General features: G+C 51.6%; 15 protein-coding genes and 3 pseudogenes. 16 read left to right on the top strand and 2 right to left on the bottom strand.

Annotated elements, in window-relative coordinates; all coding sequences use genetic code 11:
* The first annotated feature begins 1 nt into the window (after nucleotide 1).
* Complete coding sequence (locus ABMV07_RS11640) at nucleotides 2-604, top strand: sigma-70 family RNA polymerase sigma factor (protein WP_374064620.1); 603 nt, start codon at nucleotides 2-4, stop codon at nucleotides 602-604.
* Complete coding sequence (locus ABMV07_RS11635; protein ID WP_374064619.1) at nucleotides 604-876, top strand: anti-sigma factor; 273 nt, start codon at nucleotides 604-606, stop codon at nucleotides 874-876. Before ABMV07_RS11640 ends, ABMV07_RS11635 begins: the two co-directional genes overlap by 1 nt.
* A 99-nt stretch (nucleotides 877-975) precedes the next feature.
* Here the strand turns inward: ABMV07_RS11635 and ABMV07_RS11630 are convergent, their stop codons facing one another.
* Nucleotides 976-2,367 carry an MATE family efflux transporter gene (locus ABMV07_RS11630; protein ID WP_088267743.1) on the bottom strand — a complete coding sequence of 464 codons (1,392 nt, stop codon included), beginning with the start codon at nucleotides 2,365-2,367 and terminating at the stop codon, nucleotides 976-978.
* A gap of 646 nt (nucleotides 2,368-3,013) precedes the next feature.
* Here ABMV07_RS11630 and ABMV07_RS11625 point away from each other — a divergent pair.
* The 10 genes and pseudogenes from ABMV07_RS11625 to ABMV07_RS11580 form a co-directional block, all read left to right on the top strand.
* Nucleotides 3,014-4,549 (top strand): ABC transporter substrate-binding protein, encoded by a 1,536-nt coding sequence (locus tag ABMV07_RS11625; protein ID WP_196977670.1) that lies wholly within the window; start codon nucleotides 3,014-3,016, stop codon nucleotides 4,547-4,549.
* Nucleotide 4,550: 1 nt separating this feature from the next.
* A complete protein-coding gene (locus tag ABMV07_RS11620) occupies nucleotides 4,551-5,492 on the top strand; it encodes an ABC transporter permease (RefSeq protein WP_088267745.1) in 942 nt (313 codons plus the stop codon).
* The gene (locus tag ABMV07_RS11615; RefSeq protein ID WP_088267746.1) at nucleotides 5,489-6,319 is read left to right on the top strand and encodes an ABC transporter permease; all 831 of its coding nucleotides are present in this window, start codon (nucleotides 5,489-5,491) and stop codon (nucleotides 6,317-6,319) included. The genes ABMV07_RS11620 and ABMV07_RS11615 overlap by 4 nt, the downstream gene beginning before the upstream one ends.
* On the top strand, nucleotides 6,309-7,703 hold the full coding sequence (locus ABMV07_RS11610) for an ABC transporter ATP-binding protein (RefSeq protein ID WP_374064618.1): 1,395 nt from the start codon (nucleotides 6,309-6,311) through the stop codon (nucleotides 7,701-7,703). Before ABMV07_RS11615 ends, ABMV07_RS11610 begins: the two co-directional genes overlap by 11 nt.
* A 442-nt stretch (nucleotides 7,704-8,145) precedes the next feature.
* Nucleotides 8,146-8,319, top strand: coding sequence for a hypothetical protein (locus ABMV07_RS11605; protein WP_014301128.1), 174 nt, complete (start codon nucleotides 8,146-8,148; stop codon nucleotides 8,317-8,319).
* A 43-nt stretch (nucleotides 8,320-8,362) separates the two neighbouring features.
* Nucleotides 8,363-9,742 (top strand): IS3 family transposase, encoded by a 1,380-nt coding sequence (locus ABMV07_RS11600; RefSeq protein WP_010934530.1) that lies wholly within the window; start codon nucleotides 8,363-8,365, stop codon nucleotides 9,740-9,742.
* Nucleotides 9,743-9,823: 81 nt separating this feature from the next.
* On the top strand, nucleotides 9,824-10,222 hold the full coding sequence (locus tag ABMV07_RS11595; RefSeq protein WP_374065027.1) for an ABC transporter transmembrane domain-containing protein: 399 nt from the start codon (nucleotides 9,824-9,826) through the stop codon (nucleotides 10,220-10,222).
* Between the two features lie 173 nt (nucleotides 10,223-10,395).
* Nucleotides 10,396-10,659: pseudogene (locus tag ABMV07_RS11590) on the top strand (transposase family protein); the annotation flags it as partial.
* 128 nt (nucleotides 10,660-10,787) lie between these two features.
* Nucleotides 10,788-12,329, top strand: coding sequence for an IS1634 family transposase (locus ABMV07_RS11585; protein ID WP_374064146.1), 1,542 nt, complete (start codon nucleotides 10,788-10,790; stop codon nucleotides 12,327-12,329).
* A gap of 17 nt (nucleotides 12,330-12,346) precedes the next feature.
* A pseudogene (locus tag ABMV07_RS11580) lies at nucleotides 12,347-12,490 on the top strand (ISL3 family transposase); the annotation flags it as partial.
* A gap of 124 nt (nucleotides 12,491-12,614) precedes the next feature.
* On the opposite strand, the gene ABMV07_RS11575 reads toward ABMV07_RS11580, so the two are convergent.
* On the bottom strand, nucleotides 12,615-13,964 hold the full coding sequence (locus tag ABMV07_RS11575; RefSeq protein WP_374064592.1) for an IS256-like element IS1132 family transposase: 1,350 nt from the start codon (nucleotides 13,962-13,964) through the stop codon (nucleotides 12,615-12,617).
* 189 nt (nucleotides 13,965-14,153) lie between these two features.
* Between ABMV07_RS11575 and ABMV07_RS14020 the strand changes: the two genes are divergently transcribed.
* From ABMV07_RS14020 to ABMV07_RS11565, 4 genes and pseudogenes are all read left to right on the top strand, one after another.
* A complete protein-coding gene (locus tag ABMV07_RS14020; RefSeq protein WP_409338639.1) occupies nucleotides 14,154-14,384 on the top strand; it encodes a hypothetical protein in 231 nt (76 codons plus the stop codon).
* 30 nt (nucleotides 14,385-14,414) lie between these two features.
* Complete coding sequence (locus ABMV07_RS14015) at nucleotides 14,415-14,612, top strand: hypothetical protein (protein ID WP_374064626.1); 198 nt, start codon at nucleotides 14,415-14,417, stop codon at nucleotides 14,610-14,612.
* Between the two features lie 284 nt (nucleotides 14,613-14,896).
* Nucleotides 14,897-15,148 (top strand): transposase, encoded by a 252-nt coding sequence (locus tag ABMV07_RS14010; RefSeq protein ID WP_409338638.1) that lies wholly within the window; start codon nucleotides 14,897-14,899, stop codon nucleotides 15,146-15,148.
* 265 nt (nucleotides 15,149-15,413) lie between these two features.
* Nucleotides 15,414-16,020: pseudogene (locus tag ABMV07_RS11565) on the top strand (transposase); the annotation flags it as partial.
* Nucleotides 16,021-16,034: the final 14 nt, after the last annotated feature.

The raw sequence follows: 16,034 nt of genomic DNA, 5'->3' as shown, positions 1-16,034 counted from the left end.
TTTGGTTAAAGAAACAGTGAGCGAGAAGGAGCTGCAGCGCCGCTTTGAAAAGGAAGCGCTCCCGCTGCTCGATCAGCTCTATGGCGGCGCGCTGCGCATGACACGAAACCCGCAAGACGCGGAAGACTTGGTGCAAGAGACCTATCTGAAGGCCTATAAGTCCTTCCATTCCTTTAAGCAGGGAACGAACCTGAAGGCATGGCTTTATCGCATCATGACCAATAACTACATCAACTCTTATCGCAAGGCGAAGCGGCGCCCTACCGAGTCTTCTGCCGATGATCTGAGTGATTTTCAGCTCTATACCACCGCGAGACACGATTCCACCGGCTTAGAATCCGCCGAGGTGGCAGCGCTTAAAGAGATGCCAGATAGGTCCATCTCGCAGGCCATTAATGACCTACCTGAGGATTACCGGATGGTGGTCTACTACTCCGATGTGGAGGGCTTAGCGTACAAGGAAATCGCCGAAATCATGGATACTCCATTGGGAACGGTGATGTCCCGCCTGCACCGTGGAAGAAAAATGCTCCGGAAGGCGTTGAAGGACGTAGCACGTGAACAAGGAATTGGATTAGAACACCCAGACATAGAGGACAAGTAATGGAAGGCGCAACCGGAAAGAACTGTGGTGCGTGCAGCTCCACTGAGGTACACAACCTATTTTGCGAGCTTCTCGATGAATCCACGACCTACGCCCGCGCTTTGGCCATCCGTGAGCACATCGCCCAATGCGATTTCTGCCAGCAACGCCTAGAGCGCGAAGAACTCGTCCGTTCCCTCGTGCGCAATTGCTGTGCCGGCCAAGCTAAGGCACAGCAATCGTTGCGCCGCCGCATCTCGGTAGAAATTACGGAGATCGAATCCCGCTGGTAAGAAGCGACCCTTCAGAGCTGCGAACGTCTCGCAACAAAAGTCGGGGCAGTTCGTGCTGTCGTGTTTCCTCATCCAGTTCAGAAGCATACGTACAAACCGTCAGGCGCCCTCTGTCGAAGCGGTGCTGTGGAAAAACTTTTTCCACAGCACCGCACTTGCAGCGGCTAACCCGAGAGTCAAACCCCACCACACTCCTTGCGGACCTAATGCGAGTGGATAGGAAAATAGTAGAGCGACAGGCAGACCAATAATCCAATACCCGACCAACGATGCTTTTAATCCGGTGGTGGTATCCCCGATCCCACGCAACACACCGATTGCCACGTTCTGTCCGGTATCGACGACCTCCATAAGTGCACCAATCGTTAATAACGATACTGCTAGAGTGATGGTCTGTTCGTCTGCTGCGTGTAGAAATGGGCCTAAAACCGTGCGAGGGATGGTCCAAAAAGCTAAAGCGGCTAACGCAACGATGATGAGCACCATCACCATTGCGCGAACTGCTGCAGAACGCGCGGCTTGTGGTGACCTTGTACTGAACATTGAGCTGACGACGATTGATGCACCGTGCGAAAATCCTACGCCGAACTGGAAGACAATAAACGTAACTTGGTAAGCGACATTGTGTGCTGCCAGAGCTTCGGCACTGAGCGTACCCATAATCATGGCTAGGACTGAAAACATCCCTGCCTCTGCGCCGTAAGTTAATGAAACCGGTACTCCGAGCTTGAGCTGCCTACGTATCGAGCTGGGCGATGCTTTCCATAGGTGGTGGTCATAAAACTCGTTAAAACTAGAATTGCGTTTGATAAGCGTCAAAAAGATTGACGCTGTGCACAGATGCACGAGGCTGGTTGCTAACCCTATTCCCCAGACCCCCAGAGCTGGGATTGGACCGTATCCATGAGCCAACGCGAGATCCAGCACTAAGTTTATTAGGATGCTCACCAAGGTAATGAGCAATAATGCTTGCGGTTTGCTTAGACCGACAGTGAACTGGCGAGCCACTTGAAACCAGAGACATGGGATAAGTCCTGGCGCGAGTGCAATCATTGTTGGAAGGGCATAATCGACAATTCCGCTAGGCTGACCAATCAACGGTAAGGCGAGGCCGATGCCTACGAGTAAGAAGCCTCCTACCACCCCGAGTAGTGTCGATAGCAACAATCCCACCCGAGACAGATCCTTAATCTCTGCTGCAACTTGATCCCTCTCCTTGGATCCAACTTTAGATTCTTCCCATCGTGCGTGGTGATGTGCAATTCGGTTACCTAAAGGAGTAAGTATCCCCACACCCATGGTGCGTAACTGATTAAACCAAATCACTGCGAGGCCACCGCCGGCTAATGCTTGGGTCCCCAATTGCCCCATGACTATGGTGTCAGTCGTCGACAACGCAATATTAGCGAGTTGAGTTCCAGCAAGTGGTAATGACAACGATAGTAATCGTCGATTAATGTCAGCTGGAACCTTGTTGTGGGGTTGGCTCATTTTGCCTAGTTTTCCATACCTAGATTGGGGATGACAGGGGTGTAAAGAGCTTTGTAGGGCAAAGACCCCAGGCAACGCACGTACGGCCTTGCTCGATTGTGAATCCTCGAATTTGGGATAGGGGGTTTCACTGTCGAAAAAGGCTAGCGCAATACGTGGGTGCAGTCCGTTCCGTTTCTGCAGTTCCGGCCGGTAGTTCAGCGGGCGCTTCAAGTTACCAATTCGGATGGGGTAATCAATGATGGGATGCGCAAACCTGACCACGATAGGGATCAATTCCCAATAGATATAGCGGCGTTGTAGACGCTGTGGCTGGCGATTTGCAACGTTGAAGACAAAGCGCTGCCCTGGTGAATGAGGAAACTAAAACATGGAATCGAGTGCGTCGTTTAAATTGAAGGGGTAGAGCCATGGGGAGGGAACACGGCATCAAGCAATTAGTCGGGTGCCCTGATCGATTGACAGTCTGCCGGTGAACCAAACCCCGAACGCAGAAAATTAGACGTTTCGCATGATTGTCAAGGTGCTCTTCAAGAGGGTAGGCTCACCTCTTAAATTTTAACCGATTGATTGGTTCAATCACAGAAAACTTAATAAACTTTCTGTCAAATGTCAGTATCGAACCTTTCACGTGTAAAGGAAGAACATGTTCAAACCGCGTAGTTCCCGAATGTATGCGAGTATCGCCGCTGTTACCGCTGCTTCTCTTCTATTGGTCTCATGTAGCGATCGTGCCGATAACTCGGCATCCGAAGCACCGGCTGGTGAGAAGGATGGCAAGGAGACAGTTTTACGAGTTGGAGCTCTCGGAAAAGCCGCTAACGCACAGCGCGACCCACACAAGCTACTGCCAAATGATTCAGATATGCTTATCAACTCGTTGATCTGGGATGCGATGACAATTCCTGGCGCTGATGAAGTCGTTGAGCCTCGTTTGATGGATTCTTGGAAGCAAACTGGTGATACAACCTGGGAATTTACGATCAATGATCGTGCGAGGTTCCATGATGGCTCTGACGTTACGGCAGATGACGCAGAATGGTCATTCCACCGTTTGTTAGAAGACGAGGGGAACTATTATAAATTGCCGGTCATTCCTGAGTCCATCAAGGCAATTGATGAGGATACCGTGGCTATGGAGACTGAGGAGCCAAATTCACAACTTCCAATGCTAGCCCGGCTCATGACGTTTGTCATGAAGAAAGATACGACTCCAGAAGATGCCATTGGGACAGGCCCATTTAAGCTTGAATCTTGGAAAAATGGCGCTGCAACCCTCGTGGCTAATGAGAATTATCATGGGCATAAACCGGAGATTAACAAAATTGAGGTCATCCCATTTGAGGACACCACTGCGATGACAAACGCGATTGTCTCCGGACAAATCGATCTTGCACAGTCGGTTGGTGCAACGGCTGCACGCACTGCAGAGGGGAACGATGACCTGCAGGTCCATACGCGCTCGAATGATTCGGTTCTACCTGTTGCTATGCGTACTAGCGATGGACCATTCGCCGACAAAAAAGTCCGTGAAGCAATTCGTCTCGGTGTAGACCGGCAAGCAATCGTGGATGGTGCATTGTCGGGCTTTGGAAAGACGGCTAATGATGTATTGGGTACTGGAGATCCTAATTTAGATACCAGCTTGCAGCGTGAACGCGACATCGAAAAGGCTAAAAAACTACTAAAAGAAGCAGATTTCGATTCCAATAAGACCTACGAGCTTTACGTCACTCCAGAAGCCCCTGGGCAATTGGATGCAATGAAGTTGTTTGCTGAGCAGATGAAAGACATCGGGGTCAAAGTAGACGTCGTCGAAAAAGAGTCCGGAACTTTCTATGATGATATCTGGACAAAAGCGGACCTTTACTCCACGTACTGGGGTACTAACGACACCACACTATTTTTTGCGGGCAAAGTCCTAGACGGTGATGCACCGTCGAATGAGACTGCATTCGATGACAAAGAATTCAACGAGACATACAGCAAACTTTTGGCAAGCAATGACGAAGATGAAATCATAAAGCTGAATAAAAAGTTGCAAGAGATCCAGTTCAATCGCGGTGGCTATGTGGTGTGGGGAGCATCGGATGCTGTCGATATTGCTGCGAAGAATATTAATGGAATTCCAGATGCTCCAGGTTATGGTCGTGTGAAACTCGAAACGGTGACGAAGTCTTAATATGACGGTGCTGCGATGGTTGCTTCCTCGGCTAGGCCTTCGGTTGCTGTTGCTAGTCGGTGTTTTGGCTACGGTATTTATCTTGGTGGATCTTCTACCAGGTAATGCAGCGACCCAAAGGCTCGGCTCGAACCGCACGGAGGAAGCACTCGCGGCTGCTGAATCCGAATTAGGATTAGCCAAACCCGTTTATCTCCGATTTGTATCTTGGTTGGTTGGTGCAGTCCAAGGGGATTTCGGTACTTCAGCTAGTGGGAGGGAAATTAGCGATCTTTTAGCGCATTCATTACCAACCACGCTGATAACCACCGGGATTGCTTTTGGAATTACTGCCGTTTGCTCGATTGTAATTGGGTTGTGGTGGGCATTCACCAGTAATAAGAGTTTTGCAGCTCGGGTAATTGATATTTCGACAACAGGCTTAATTGCAATCCCGGAGTTTGTCGTCGGTGTATTTTTGATCGCAGTATTTGCGTTGTGGTTGCGCATTCTCCCCGCATCGTCGTTAACCGGCTCAGCTACGGGACTCGATTGGAATATGTATGTGCTACCAGTGGTGACATTGTTGGTGCCCCAAGTAGCTTGGAACAGCCGAATAGTCCGTAGCGCCACCAGTGATGTCTGTAAATTACCTCATGTCGATACAGCACGTCTTGCCGGGATCAGCGAGCGCCGCTTGCTATGGATACATATATTTCCTTTAGCAGCGCCTGCAATTGCGGCATCACTAGCAACTAGTTCTGGGGTATTGGTAGCAGGAACTGTGGCAGTAGAAACTCTCTTTAATCACCCTGGAGTAGGGCTAGTAATTGCTTCAGCAGTTAACCAACGCGATATTCCAGTTTTGGTAGCCATGCTGGCGGTCACAGGCTCCATAGTATTGCTCTTGCTTACAATCGCGGATGGCATAAAAGCAGCGCTGAGTCCGAAAGGACAACTATGACACGATTCAAACTAGTGAGACTTGGTTTCGCTCTCATCTTCTTCATCAGTGTCTTGTGTGGGCCATGGATGGCAGAATTGATCGGTGACGTCGCGTCCGTTTCCCCACAAGGGGTTCCATTCGCTCCTTCAGAACAGGTAAAACCACTTGGAACAGATCACCTTGGTAGGCCGGTATTTGGAGCGATTTTGCACGGTGGACAATCGCTACTGTTGACTGCGATTATTGGTGGCACTCTTACGACTATTTTTGCTGCTATCCTTGGTTCATTTGGTGCTTTGTATCCACGGCTAGGAGTAGTTATCGATACATTGGCCGATGCCATTATATTGGTGCCATCGGTTATCCTGATGCTTTTGCTTACTGTTATATTCCCCGAGGCCGGTATCTGGCTGCTGATACTTACTGTTGCTTTTCTAGGGACCCCATATGCGGCGAGAGTATGCGCAGCGGGCGCACATAATATTGCGGGAACGGGATATGTTCAGGCCGCGCAATCGATGGGGGAGCCATCGTGGCGAATCGTAGTTAAGGACATAATCCCGAATATGTCCCACATTTTACGTTCAGTATGGGGGCTTCGGATTATCGAAGCGCTGTACCTTTTAGCTATCGCATCTTTCTTAGGCGTAGGCAGCAGCCTTGGACGTTTTGCGTGGTCAACAATGGTTAATGAAAACGCCCAAGGAATTCTGTTAAATCCTTGGGCTGTAGTCGCCCCGGTTACGCTGTTGGGACTGAGTTCTGTTGTCATATTGTCTTTGCTTGGTGCTGCAGAAGCTACAGAAATTTCCAGTCAGAAAAAGGTTGCCGATTATGCTGGATGAGAAGAATAATATCAAAGGAAACCTTAGTATCTCATTGCGCGGGAAGACCTTGCTTCCACAAGTCAAATTCAACGTTCGTGCTGGTCAAATTATGGGAGTCGTAGGGACCAGTGGTGCTGGAAAATCAACTCTGCTTCGTGCACTCGTTGGTTTTAAACCTGAGAACAGCCGTATCACAGGTAACCTGCACTTATTCGGTACCGACCCGTTTTCTTTGGATAGGAAGCAATTGTTGAAATTTCGGCGTGAAGACGTCGCATTTGTCGGACAAGATCCAGGCCTCGAATTGCACCCTTTGATGAACGTCCGCTCTATCTTGCGCGAAGTCTCCGCTGAGAAAAGCCGATTAAACGTCACCGAACAATTGCGGGAGGTTGGTCTGGAAGCTGGTGCCGCCAGACGTCGGATCGGGCAATTATCCGGAGGTCAACAACGACGTGTTGCATTAGCTCGTGCTTTAGTCCGTGCACCGAAAGTCATAGTGCTGGATGAGCCATTGGCCGGCCTAGATTCGGAAACATCCGCAAAAATACGTTCGCTGTTACGTGAATTGGCAGAGACCGGAACCACAATCATTTTCACAGGACACCAAGAAGATGAAGTGCGTGGTCTTGCAGATATACTCTTGCGAGTCGGAAAAGAAGCGCCACCTGAAGATCGTGACGTTGTTGTCCCCGAAAATACTCATTGCGTGAGACGGCAGAACTCTGGGAGCAAAGCTTTACAGTGCTTCGATATCGCATTGCAACGACCTGATGGTTATGAGTTGATCAAGGACGTGAATTTTGAGCTATTTCGAGGAGAAATGGTTGGAATCTATGGTCCATCTGGTTGCGGCAAATCGAGTTTCTTGCGAACCCTACTAGGGCGTTATGCGTATGCTACGGGTGATCTAGAGCTTGCGGGGTCGCGCCGACCAGCTGATAAACCTATCCCACGTAAGCTTCGTCCTTTGGCCCAGATAGTGCCGCAGGATCCTGCATCGGCGTTAAATCCAAAAAAGACAGCGCTTGACTCGGTTACACGAGCTTCCCTGCATGCAAAATCAGTTAAGACTAAGCGGTTTGCGCAGATAAGAGCGCAAGAATTACTTATCGGCGTTGATATTGACGACTCACTTCACCGTAGGCTACCTGTTGACTTATCTGGTGGCCAGCGGCAACGCGTCGCAATTGCGCGAGCATTAGCAACAGATCCCGCAGTAATTTTGTGTGATGAGCCTACCTCAGCGCTTGATCACGCGACAGCCGCAGGAGTTATGCGTAAGTTGTACGATTCGGCTGCTGCCGGGTGTGCAGTGGTTATTGTTAGCCATGAGGAAAGCTTGCTGAGGCAATGGTGTACTAGAGTGCTGCAATTTTCCGAGCTCGCGGGACCCGCATAATCCCAGTTAGGAGGTTGTCGCCTAAGAATTAAAACTTCGTTGCCGAGTATTTATTCCGCGCTCAAGTGGTGCGTTCTCACAGAATTTCATTTTCGCGCGGTGGATGGCTCTGTTGCGGTTTCGGGGTGTGCTGTGCCGGCGTCGTAGCGACGCCTAGTGACAATGTGCTGGTGTTCGGACCTGACCCCCTAGGTTACGTCCACTAGTGTGGTGCATCTGTTACCCGTTGTAAGCCTCGTGCCGGTGCACAATAAGGCGACCATCGCGGTTATATTCCTTTCGAGGAGATGTAGGAGTTGATTCGAAAGGTACTACGGTGGTCGCCTCATTCATTCATCAGGACCTCACCGGTAGTTACAGATACACCACGCTAGCGGACGCAACCAAAAATTATGTAGCCTTAATTCATAAAATCTATATTTAACTCTCTGAAAGGACTATTATGACGCGTTATTTCACAGCTTTGATAGCCTTTATGGCTGTATTGTCGATTGCTGGAATTATGTTTGATGGAATTGACTCGAAGCAAGGTATTGCTATTACTGTCATCGTTTCTTTAGCTTCTGCTGCCGTAATCTATTGGCTATATCCGTTCTTCACTGATCTAGAAAAATAGTCAAACAATTGGGGATGCGGACGGAATCTTGGAGGATTCCATTATGAACCGTTCCTACACCAACACGCAGAAGCGCACAGCACTGCGGGTCTACAAACGCACACAATCAGTGACTAAAACAGTCCGCGAACTCGGCTACCCAGGCAGATGGACCCTGTATAAATGGCTACGCGAGCCCAAAACCCCACCACAACCACGTAAACAAGCCAAAACCCTGACCCACTACCCATACGAAGTCAAACTTCGCGCAGTAGAACTTTTCCACAATGGTTGGCGACCAGCTGATATTGCCCAGGAATGCTGCCTGCACACTCACGCCAGCGTCTATGCTTGGGCGCAACGCTACCGTGAGGAAGGACAATGGGGCTTGATGTCGAAAAAAGAACGCGCAGGCCATGGCCGCATCCCTACTAAAGCAGCACTAGAAAAATCATTGCCGGATAATCCAACACAGTTAAAACAGCAGATGGCCACGCTGCTGGTAGAAAAAGCCGTGTTGGAAAAGGAGCTGGAAATTATAAAAAAAGACGTAAGCGTCATCCCCGGTCAGCTGAGTAATAAGCACAAAACCGACGTGGTTGACGCTTTGCGTAGCACGTTTCCATTAGCAATGCTGCTCGCTGCTAGTGGTCTTGCTGCATCCAGTTTCTATTACCACCTGAAAAAACGACGCATGCCTGATAAGCACGCAGCTATTCGCAGCATGGTGCACCGCATCAGTTCTGATTCACATAATACCTATGGTTATCGCCGTATCTGGTGGCAATTACGACATTTAGGCATAACTATCAGTGAAAAAGTAGTTCGCAGGCTCATGCGCGAAGAAGCAATTACGGTGCGGTTTCCGAAGCGGAAGGTGAAATATTCCAGTTATCAAGGAGAAATTTCTCCGGCTCCGCCGAACCTGGTCAACCGTTGTTTTCATGCCACTGCTGCGAATACGTTGTGGCTGACTGATATTAGTGTTTTCGCTGCGAATGAGGGGCGGGTGTATTTGTCTGTGATTATTGATTGTTTCGATGGCAAAGTCGTTGCTGCTAAGACGAGTGTGAATCCCACTATGGAGTTAGCAGAATCTACGCTGCAGGCCGCTATTGATGCTGAGGGTCTTCCACCGGATGGTTCATTAGTGATTCATTCAGATCGTGGTGTGCATTACCGTGGTCGGAGTTGGCATAGTCTGACTGCGAAATATGGCATCGTTCGTTCGATGTCGAAAAAGGGGTGTAGTCCTGACAATGCGGCATGCGAGGGGTTTTTCGGGCGGATGAAAAATGAGATGTATTACGGCAAGAGGTGGCAGACAATCCAAGAGCTTGACGATGCCATTGCTGCTTATATCGAGTTTTATAACAATCATCGCATTAAAGTTAGTCTCAATGGTATGAGTATCGCGCGTTATCGCATGGCTGCGGTAGCGTGAGGTTGAAAGTGTCTAACAAAACGTCCGCATCCCCATTTGTATTTTTAAAGGGTAATAGTGAAGACAGTATGGAATATTGCAATGAGGGGTCAATACGGCTCATACGCAACCCTGCTAATTCTTGCGTTCACCGCCGGCATTATAACGGCCACACAGCCAGTCTTAACAGGGCAAATCCTACAGATTCTGTCAGGTAACGAATGGGATGCAGCGCGCGCATCCATTTTATTGCTGACTTGCGTTTTTCTCTGTGAACTTGTTCTCCAGGTTCTAATATCTTTGCTGCAGGCGCATATCGGAGGGCGATGCGGAAAGAAACTGCGAGACCATTCACTGAACCTTACGGTTAACTCGCAGCAAGGGATTGAGGGTATCTTACCAACCGGTGAGATTCAGAACCGCGTGCTCACGGATTCTGCGACTGCCCCCTACACATTCGTCAACGCGGTCCCCGCTGTACTTAGATCCACAACGCTCTAGTAGTCCTGCAGCTTTCACGTTGGATTAGGAAATCTGGCTCTTCCGGTTTTGGGGTGCGTAGCGGGATAAGGTAGAAAACGACGGGTTCAGCGGGTCACCACAACATGTAGGGGTCCCTAGTGTGAAAATGAAAGTTGCTACACGACCATCTAAACCCACCAGAGACCCGTCCTGTGAAGCCTACTGGAAACCTCGTTGCTGACACCATCTGCCGTACCGCGGAAAACGGACTTGCTATCACCGGTGCCGCTGATGCCGGAGCACTGACCATCATTGAGGCCACGCCCGTAGCCGTTATCGGCGTGTGCCCGGACTGCGGCCAGTCTGGCAAGTTACGCGACCACATCACCCGTCGACTCGTTGATCTTCCTGTCGTCGGATTCCCCACCAGGCTGCACATAAAAGTCCCCAGGTTTCGGTGCACAGCCGCCTCATGTAACCTGACTTGGCTCATTTTGGTGTGTTGTAGTTCATATTGACGTTTCTGCCTGTGGGGTTGGGTATCAGAGTGCGGGTTTTGTCTGACTAAGCGGGTAGCGGTGGGGGTGCCGGTAGGCTGTTGAATATGTCACCGAGTATCCGCCGGGTCCCGACGGCGTCGGGTGCGACCGCTGTTCAAATCATCTGGCGGTACCGCAACCGCAAACCTGAAATCGAACACGTCGGCTCCGCCCATACCGACCACGATCTCGCAGCGCTGATGGTCAAGGCTCAGCGGCTTGTCGATGGCGAGCAAATTTCACTTGACCTCAAAGTGTTGCCTTCTGCGGTTGCTGTGTCTGGAACAGGCACGGTTGATAATCCCGTCACGGTATCCGGTGAACGCGCAGGTCTTCTCCTAGACGCGATTCGCGGGGCCTTCCAACTCCTTGGCCTGGATACGGCAAGCGGCAAGGACGAGGTGTTTTTCAACCTGGTCCAAGCCCGTATTATCTCGCCGGGTTCCAAGTTTGATTCCATTGAAACTCTGGCAGAAGTCGGCGTGGCCTCGGCTTCATACGCGACTATAAAGCGCTACCTTCCGCGGTATGCCGACAAAGACTTCCGCGACCAGATAACCCACGCGCTAGCCACACACGCGGCCATTGGTCCTGGTGTGATGGTTCTCTACGATGTGACAACCTTGTATTTTGAAACTGACGTGCCCGACGAGCTACGCAAACCCGGGTTTAGTAAAGAACGCCGACTCGAACCCCAGATCACTGTCGGGATGCTCACCGACTCCACCGGCTTGCCCTTGGCGATCGGCGCGTTTGAAGGCAATCGTGCGGAAACGCACACCATGTTGCCAATGATCCTGCGTCTTAAAGACGCCTACCACCTTGACGACATCACGATTGTTGCTGATGCTGGCATGTTTTCAGCCGCCAACAAGACCGCGATTATCGATGCCGGGTTGGACTACATTCTGGGCACGAAAGAACGCGAAATCCCAGAACCAATTAAAGCCTGGCTAGATGCAGCGGAAGGGCGCAGCTACACCGACTACGACGACGGACACATCTGGACCCACCGTCACCACAGCGACAAACGCCGCACCAGCGGCAAACCGCAGGCAGTGACCTATTACCAGTATTCCTACGATAGGGCTCGGCGCACAAGGCGCGGCATCGGCGAACAACTAGATAAAGCCCAGCGTGCTGTTGACGGAAAGATACCCGTCAAGCGGAATCGATACGTCAACCTCAAGGCCCCGAATAAGCAGGTCAACCACACCCTAGCCAACAAGCACCTAACCCTGGCCGGGATTAAAGGATACGAGACCTCACGCACAGACTTAAAACCCCAGGAAGTCATCGGTGCCTACCGGCGCCTGTTCACGATCGAGAAATCGTTCCGAATGGCGAAATCAGACCTGAAAGCCCGACCGATTTATCACCGTAAAGAAGACTCCATCCACGCACACCTAACCATTGTGATGGCCGCGATGGCCACAGGCCACGTGTTGGAACAAGCCACGGGCCTGTCGTTGAAGCGATTAGTGCGAACCCTGAAGAAATACCGGACGTTTACCGTCGAAATCGCAGGCCAGACCCTCCATGCACAAACCGACCTGCCCGCTGACATCCGCGAACTCACCGAAAAGCTGCCCCAACCGTCTGACTAAATTGAGCCAAGTCAGGCACAGCCGCCTCATGTAAGAGAAAGATCTTCCAAGAATCTTTAACCTGCGCTGATGACGGTGCCAAGCTCACGTATCGGGTCACCCGCTGGATCTTGCAGCGCCTTGCTATTGACCGGATGAGTGTGTCAGCTACCGCCAAAGCGGCTCTTCCGGTTTTAGAGTGCATTGATTAGCTCGCCGGGGGTTCGGGCATGGCACAAGATACTAGGGTCCTTGGCTTTGTAGGAAAAAGAGAGTGTCCGATTGTTTGTGTGCGGGGGGCTTGGTTTACAAGTAGTCCGCGAATCGGTCGGGGTAAGCCACGGCTAGTTGGTTGATGGCTTGTTTCCACCCGGTGGCTTTCGCTCCTTCAATATAGCCGTTGCATTCGATGGCGCGCTTCGCTTTCTTCGCTCGCTGGGCAGCGCGCTTGTCCTCGATGTTGCAGATCATCAGCCACAGCGTTTTCAGCGCCGCGGTATCGTTCGGGAATTGCCCCCAGTTACGAGTAGCTTTACGCAGTTGAGCATTGAGCGATTCGATCGAATTCGTGGTGTAGAGTACCCGCCGTGCCGCAGGCGGGAACTGCAAAAATGGCACAAACCGGTCCCAGGCGTCGCGCCAGACTTTGACCGATTGCGGGTATTTACGGCCCAGTTCACTGGCCTCGAATGCGTCCAGGGCGGCGCGGGCGGTGTCCTCGGTCGGTGCGGTGTAGACCTCCCGTAGCGCACTTGATACGGGTTTGCGGTCTTGGTAGGACACCCACCTGTTGGCCGCCCGGATCAGGTGCACGATACAGGTCTGCACCATGGAATTCGGCCAGGTTGCCTCCACGGCTTCCGGCAGGCCTTTGAGCCCGTCGCAGCAGACGATGAACACGTCTTGGACCCCACGGTTGGCAAGGTCAGCGCACACGGATGCCCAAAAACTGGCGCCTTCATTGTCTGCGATCCACAATCCCAGGATGTGCTTGATGCCGTCCATGTCGACGCCTACCGCCATGTAGCAAGACTTGTTGACCACGCGGTGGCCATCGCGGATCTTCACTCGCAGCGCGTCGAGGAAGATCACTGGGTAGAACTCGTCGAGCTGGCGGTTTTGCCAGATCATGACCTCTTCTAACACCGCGTCGGTAATGGTGCTGATCGTATCTGGGCTCATATCCACCCCGAGGGTGGTGGCGAGGTGGTGGCAAATATCGCGCACGGTCATCCCACCGGCGTACAGGGAGATGATCATGTCATCAAGCTCCGTCAGACGGCGGGTGCCTTTAGGCAGCATCCGCGGCGTAAACGTGCCAGCTCGATCCCGGGGCATAGTCACATCAAAGGTGCCGTAACCAGAGTTGACGGTTTTGGTGTACGACCCGTTGCGGTGATTGCCACCATCCGGGGTGCCCAGCTGGGCTTTCGCCGTACGATCAGAGTGCGCGTATCCTAGATGCGCGTCCATTTCAGCCTGCAGACCAGCGTTGATCGATGCCTGCAAAAGACCTTTGACCAGGTCGCTGGCATCATCGGTGGAAGTCGACAACTCGCCGATCAGTTCGGCGATTTCCGGATTTTCCATCAGCTTAGCGCTGATCTCGTTGACCCTGTTCGGGTCATGACCTTTCCTCGGTGACACGGTAGTCATTATCAGTGAAACTCCTTCTGGATCAGAGCCTCACACACAAAACACCTGACACCCTCTAGGAAAAAAGGGTGTCTAAACCATCCGTACAAAACCAAGAACCTATTATGCAGCCCAACGGAAATGCCATCGTCGATACCATCTACCGCACCGCAGAACTAGGAGAAACTATCACCAGGGCCACAGAACACGGTGATAGTTACCATCATCGAAGCCGAGCCCATCAATGAATACCCCACGTGCGGGCAGCCTAAAGTAATCCGCGACCACGTCATCCGCAGCCTAGTCAATCTACCCATCATCAGCTACCCAACCCGCCTTTATGTGCGCCTTCCACACTACCGGTGCACCAACAAGCACTACTTACAAAAAGATCTTCCGCACTGGCCTTACCTACGCGCCCGACAATCCAAAAACCACTAACAGGGCGACCCGCTGGATACTACCAACACCTTGGCCTTAGCCGCTGTCCGCGACGTGATCTACAACGACAAGCACTACCTCAACGGGGTCAAGATCATCGGTGTTGATGAGCATCGCTGGTCGCACAACCGACACACATGGCGCGATGGAAACGTCATCCGCCCCACCCAGCTTCTTGACGTTGCCCCAGGAAGAAACACTGACGCGTTTGCGGACATGGCTGAATAATCAAAGCGAAGTTTCATAATCAGGTCAAAATCACCAGCATGGACAGCTTCCAAGGCTATGCCGCCGCTGGCGACGTCATTTTCAACACCACCTAAGTCATAGACCTATTCCACGTTGTACGCCTAGCCGGTGACAAGCTCACCACGTGTCGTACCAAGCTTTAGTGAGAAACAACAGTCCGGCGTGGCCGGGAGCAAAGACCTGCTCTACCGCAACCGGACAACACTGTTGACCACCCATGCACCTGCTGACTGACAAGCCCCGTAGGAGGCTTGAAAAACTGTTTGACTTCGACGACGACTATGCGCCGCTACAACAGACCTGGTACTACTACCAACAAGCAAGCAGCCAACAAAGCCATGAGCATGCTCATTGACACGTTTGTTGGTATGAAAGACGCTAGGATCGCTGAGATCGTGCAGTTGGGTAGGACCATGAACAAGTGCTGCAAGGACATCCTCGTCTACTTCGACCACTACATTTTGTGGTGCCTGATTCACGCCGTCAACATGCGACACATAATCAGTGCACTCTAAAACCGGAAGAGCTACTAAACGGGGGTATTTCGAAGGATTTTTCTCGGCACTTCACACCAAATCGCAAGAAAACCGGTCGTTTGGGCAGATTTGGTGTGAAGTGCCGTCTTTTTCGGGGGTGAGCGGGGGTGGCGCGCCCACCAACGCCCACCAACGCCAGCCAAGCCCAGCCAAGTCATGGTTGTGGAAAACGTCCTACTCCGCGTAGTGCCACGCCCGAACCCCCGGCGAACTAATCAATGCACTCTAAAACCGGAAGAGCCGGTTTACCGGTTATGCCACCGCAGTCGAGGAGCAACTACCACAAGCAAACAAAGTCATAGACCCCTTTCCATGTAGTGCATCTAGCAGCCGACAAACTCACCAGTTGCCGACAAAGACTCCAACGCGAGACCACCGGGTGTCGCGGATGCAAAGATGACCCACTGTACAAGCACCGGCGCACCCTGTTGACCAGGACGAACTATCTCACCCAGCGACAAAAGCAACGCTTAGAAATGTTGTGGGCCACCGATGACGACTACGTGGCCCTAGAAGTAACATGGCTGCTCTACCAAGACATGATCGCAGCGTACGCGCATCCGAAGAAATCAGAAGGCAAAAAGCTCATGGAACGCATCATCCACACCCTGCATAAAGGATTACCGAAAAGTTTAGAAAAGCTCGCCCAACTGGGACGCACCCTGTGGCGAAGACGCAAAGATGTGCTTGCCTACTTCGATATCGGTGCGTCCAACGGCCCTGTCGAGGCAATCAACGGCAGACTCGAACACCTACGCGGCATCGCCCTAGGATTTAAAAACCTCAACCACTACATCTTGCGGTGCCTAATCCACTCCGGACAGCTACAAGACAAAATCAACGCACTCTAAAACCGGAAGGGCCG

Origin of the sequence: Corynebacterium belfantii (assembly GCF_041898185.1) — a bacterium.
Lineage (GTDB): Bacteria > Actinomycetota > Actinomycetes > Mycobacteriales > Mycobacteriaceae > Corynebacterium > Corynebacterium belfantii.
Note: the sequence above shows the minus strand (reverse complement) of the source record. Positions and strands in the feature narration are given on the sequence as shown.